Origin of the sequence: Bartonella massiliensis (genome assembly GCF_902150025.1) — a bacterium.
Lineage (GTDB): Bacteria > Pseudomonadota > Alphaproteobacteria > Rhizobiales > Rhizobiaceae > Bartonella > Bartonella massiliensis.
Map to the genome: position 1 here is coordinate 1 of NZ_CABFVS010000044.1, position 5,274 is coordinate 5,274.

The following is a 5,274-nucleotide window of genomic DNA, read 5'->3' on the forward strand; positions in this document are numbered from 1 at the left end:
TTTATGATCATGCTCATGTTTCTTATGATGCTACGGTTTTTAATTATGCAAAGGTCTATGGTCGTGCCATTGTTGCTGGCTCGGCTCGTATTCATAGCTATGCCCATGTTTATAATTATGCCCTTATTAATGGTCGTGCAAAAATATATGGCAAGGTCTATGGCGGTGCTTTGGTGGGTGGTTGTGCTGAAATTTATGGCTCTGTTTTTGGCAATGCCAAAGTTTTATTCTATACTAAGGTCTGGGGTCGCGCTTATGGCAATGCGAAATTAACCAAGAAAAGCAAAGTAAAGGAAATTCCTATAAATTATGAAGTTTATGAAAGCGATAACCTTGTCAAGATTGTTGATGAAACAGAATAAAGAATGGCGTGGGGGGCGCCTTTAAGGCTGTAAACGCCTTATAAGCATTCTTTAAAACGTATCATATTGCAAACGCTTTCTTGGTTCTTATGAAAACTTATCAAAAGAACCGTAAATGATGAGTATGATCTTGATAGCATGCATTTAAATGGGAGAGCCTATAAACGCTTTTATGACTATCAAACGTATTAATCATAACGCCCTTTTTTTTAAGAGATTCATTTGAAACGAAGCACATTATCAAAATGCTTCTTTAAAACGTTTTAATATACTAACCTCGAAATTGAGTTAAGTGAATTGAAATAACTGACATTCTAAAATCAAAACCTATCAAATGTAATTTTTTAAGATTTGCTCCGCTATGAAATCTAGATCTTCTTTTTTTCGTAAATGAAACGTTTTTTATAATCATCTCATTTTATGTTTCAAACGTTTAGACGTTCCCTTAAAGAGGTTCTCATAAGCGTATTTTCACTTTTCATTAAAACCTAATTTCTTTGCAAATTAACCAGCTCAATTTTGAGTTGGCAATCTTAACCAGCTCAAATTCGAGCCCGTTATCTTTAGAATAGACCATTCTTTTAACAATGTCGCTTTTGACTCCAAAATTTAGTAAAATCCTATGTCTTTATGATGTTACAATAGTTTTGAACTTTGCTTGCTTATCTTTATCTAAATAGCTGCCTCCAAATTTGGATTGCCCCCTTTTGATTTCGTATCTTTAAACGATAACATTTTAAAATGTTTGTTGTTCGCTTGCTATATCATTAAAAAGGCTTCTAATATCATAAGATATAATATTTTAAATTTCATAGCTTCTATTTCGTACCTCGGTAAAAAAATACCGTGGTTATAAAACCGATCTTATCTTTAAATCCTTTTATGCGCTCTAATGAATTAAAACCTATAAGCTTATAAAAGTTTCAAACGATTATTCCTTTTAAGGTTTCGCTCAAAAAAGAGCAAAACTCATACATTCTTTAAACGCATGCGATTTACGTTATCGATAATTTAAAACGACTAAATTTTAAAATAATGCGATTTTTGAATGATAAAAACGTATCACAAAATTTATGAACCATTATGAATGATAGCTGCTTTTCATTTCATTTGAATGACACATACATTATAATATTTACATCATGATTTGCTTTTTATGCTCTATTCATACGTGACAATCCTATATAAAAAATGGTCAATTTAAACACGTATAAAAGTGTGGATTCTTAAGTGGATTCATATAAAATAATTACACTCAACATATTGACTTTATTAGTTTTTTATGTATAATGCGTTATACATTTGATAGGCATCTGCACCACCACGCTTAAAAACATTCTGCATCCAAGAAGGCGGGGCGCTTGTCTGCACCTGTTTCTGTTCTTGTGTTGTTGGCGTACTGCTCCCCATGTCATAATTCCTTCCTGTAATAAAGCATCGTTATGCCGTAACCTTGCCTGTCCAATGCGCGTTTCCAGCCTAAGCGCCCTAAAATCTCTATCTCGAAAGCGCCATTCTCACGCGCCCAATCCTCTGCAACTTTTAAATTATCAATTTGATCAAGAACGCCCTTGCCACTGCATTCACAAATCAAAACGCGCTTCTTTCCTAAAACTGTCTGTTGTATCTGGGTCGTAACAGCCGCTAAAAATTTCTCATCATCATCCAAAACAAGCCACAACTGTTTTTTGCCACTGCAAATGGCTTCAATCAGTTCTTGTAACGTAACTTCATGTTTGAAACGCTCTACGTAATCACTCAATGACGCAATGATCTCTTCAAAGTATGGGGCTATACGCTCCAAATCCCAAGAACTGGTCAAATAGACTTTTGCCATTATCCTCTGCCTAAAGGACGTAAATCAACATTAAAACCCGTAATCATTGTCCAAGATTCATATTCGGGAATGCGCAATTTAAAACGGTGATAACGATTGCGTGAACGTCCATGATAAGCACCTGTGACATAAGAACATATCCTCTCCTTATGCCATGTGATCGGCGTATCGTGATTGCGCAATCTTCTTTCCCCAATGCTTAAAAGACCTTGCGTCGTATCAACCTCTGCAAACATCTTCGTGATAAAGCTAAAACTTCCATCCGGTGCCCCCATCTCTTGCGAAACAACCGTTGCCTCCATTGGGGTTCCTGTAAACATAACAAGATGATTGTGATCATCAAAAGCCCCAAGGATAGGCGCACCACTTTGCCAACGAGGGCTGTCTAAAGAAGCCGGTAAGGATTCAAGATTGATAGAAATCTCATCCAACTGCTCTAAAGTATAACCTGTCGTAAAGACTGGAAAGAATGTGAAAGGCTTTCCTTGTATCGTCGACCACTTTTGCAAACCCCAATCATAAACAAAGGTGGTTTGTTCGTTATTGCCTTTCTTTAAAGACCAGTAAATTCGATTATCAACGGGGTCTATAACTCCTTGCATCTCATCAAGGGCATGCTTATCAAATGTTTTAAAAACCGTTCTATCAACTTTCTCAAAGCCTATTGGTAAAAGTTGACCATCCAAACTCATCTGATAAAAGCCACCATCACTCGCAAAAAAGGCGTCACTGCCTCGACAAGCTATAGAGGCTGCACTGCGCGCTCCTCGCTTGTCTTGAATCTTTTGAAAAGTGAAAACAATCTTAGAACCTGGAACAAAGGTTCCTACATAAACAGCAGAACGCATAAAAATGAGTGGATTGGTGGATTCCGTTGCCCCTTGTACATATTCTCCATCTGGAAAATCTTGAAAATCACAATCTTTCTGCTTAACGGTCCAATGGGTTGCATCTTCCAAACCAGACCAATGAATGCGATTGGGATGATCAGTCAATTGCATCAAACAAACAAAGGGTCCCCAAACCTTCACCAACCCTGCTTTCGGCGGATTGCCTCCTAAATCTTCAAATCGTTCGGAACTATGAGTATTAAAGACTTGCGGTTTGTCATTTTTATTTACCGCAATAACTCTTTGACCAAACAAAGCAAATGACCATTGATTATCCTCATGCGCATTATACGTCACACCAGTTTGACTGATGTCTTTCCAACCTTGCGTTTGGCTATCATAACTATAAAGCTTTTGCTTGCCTCCGACGATAATCTTAACACCATTGCCACTTCTAAAGGCTATACAACCCAAAGGCTTTTCTTCTAAAGGAACCTTAGAAACAACCGTTGCACTAGGCATAGGAATGTAGCCCCCATCTGCCGGTAAAACATTTACAAGGCTATCCGTAAAGCTGCCGTTGACAACCGCAACATCTGGTCGATAATCGGCTATGGGGAAATAAACCATGTTAGAAATCCGTTGGAATTATACGCAGTATAATACCAAAAAACACAATAAAGTCAATATGTTGAGTGTAATTATTTTATATGAATCCACTTAAGAATCCACACTTTTATACGTGATTCATTTGACCATTTTTTATATAGGATTGTCACGTATGAATAGAGCATAAAAAGCAAATCATGATGCAAATATTATAACGCATGCGTCATTTAAATGAAATGAAAAGCCGTTATCATTCATAACAGTTCATAAATTTTATGATACGTTTTTATCACTCAAAAATCGCATTGTTTTAAAATTCAATCGTTTGAAATTATCAATAACATAATCGCATGCATTTAAAGAATGGTATGTATTTTGCTCTTTTTTGAGCGAAACCTTAAAAGGAAAATAATCGTTTGAAACTTTTATAAGCTTATAGGTTTTAATTCATAAGGGGGCATAAAATATTTAAAGATAAGATCAGTTTTATAACCACGGTATTTTTTTACCGAGGTACGAAATAGCAGATATGAAATTCAAAACGTTATATCTTATGATCAAAAGCTTTTTTTGACGTATGCAAGCAAGCTATCAAAAGACGTTTTAAAAGTTATCGTTTAAAAATACAAAGTTAAATGGGGGTACCTATTAAGACAAAGATAAGCAAGCAAAATTCAAAATCGTTGTAATCTCAAAACATGGGATTTTACTCAATTTTTAGAAAAAACGGCATTGTTTAAAGAATGCTCTATTCTAAAGATAACGAGCTCAAAATTGAGCTGGTTAATTTTTAAAGAAATTATGTTTGAAAAAAGTGAAAAGACGCATAGCATTTCAAATAAACGTTTACGTTTGAACCATAAAATGAGATCTTTATAAAAAACGTTTAAAACCTCTTTTTATAACAGCTATAATTTAGTTATCATTTGCTTTTAAAAACCTTTCATTTACGAAAAAACAAAGATCTAGATTTCACAGCAGAGCCAATCTTAAAAGCCTTAGATTTTATAAAAGCGTTTTGATTTGTTTGATAGGTTTTGATTTTAGAATGTCAGTTATTTCAATTCACTCAACTCAATTTTGAGCTTAGTAGTAATTGAAACGTTTTAAAGAAGCATTGTGATCATGTGCTTTATTTCAAATGAATCTCTTTAAAGAAAAGGGCATTTTATTAATACGTTTGATAGCCATAACAAGCGTTTATATTTTCTCTCATTCAAATGAATGCTATCAAGATGATACCTATCCTTTACGTTCCTTTTGATAAGTTTTCATAAAGACAAGAGAGCGCTTGCAATATGATACGTTTTGTATATAGGCATTCATTGTTAATTTCGTTTGTATGAATCATTTTTACATACCTCTATGGAAAAGCCGCGTCATATCAATTGACACGGCTTTCTTTTTTGAAATTCTCTTTTTATGATACGTTTTAAACAATGTATTTTATAATGCGTTTATAGCCATAAAGGCGCCCCCCATGCGCCGTTCTTTATTCTATTTCATCAACAATCTTTACAAGGTTATCGCTTTCATAAACTTCATAATTTATAGGAACTTCCCTTACTTTGCTTTTCTTGGTTAATTTCGCATTGCCATAAGCGCGACCCCAGACCTTAGTATAGAATAAAACCTT

Annotated in this window: 4 protein-coding genes; 1 reads left to right on the top strand and 3 read right to left on the bottom strand. The window is 34.9% G+C overall.

The features are described 5' to 3' along the window. A partial coding sequence (locus FNZ60_RS08745) for a hypothetical protein (RefSeq protein WP_142417197.1) occupies nt 1–362 on the top strand: 362 nt, incomplete at its 5' end. 1,272 nt (nt 363–1,634) lie between these two features. Here the strand turns inward: FNZ60_RS08745 and FNZ60_RS09810 are convergent. From FNZ60_RS09810 to FNZ60_RS08755, 3 genes are read right to left on the bottom strand one after another with little or no spacing between them, the layout of a single operon-like run. Beyond that, nucleotides 1,635–1,772: a hypothetical protein gene (locus FNZ60_RS09810; RefSeq protein ID WP_185913567.1), complete on the bottom strand. Its 138-nt coding sequence runs from the start codon at nt 1,770–1,772 to the stop codon at nt 1,635–1,637. Between the two features lies 1 nt (nt 1,773). Beyond that, entirely contained in the window at nt 1,774–2,199 is a 426-nt protein-coding gene (locus FNZ60_RS08750; RefSeq protein WP_142417198.1) for a hypothetical protein, read from the bottom strand. Next, nucleotides 2,199–3,659 carry a hypothetical protein gene (locus FNZ60_RS08755; RefSeq protein WP_142417199.1) on the bottom strand — a complete coding sequence of 487 codons (1,461 nt, stop codon included), beginning with the start codon at nt 3,657–3,659 and terminating at the stop codon, nt 2,199–2,201. Before FNZ60_RS08755 ends, FNZ60_RS08750 begins: the two co-directional genes overlap by 1 nt. Between the last annotated feature and the right edge of the window lie 1,615 nt (nt 3,660–5,274).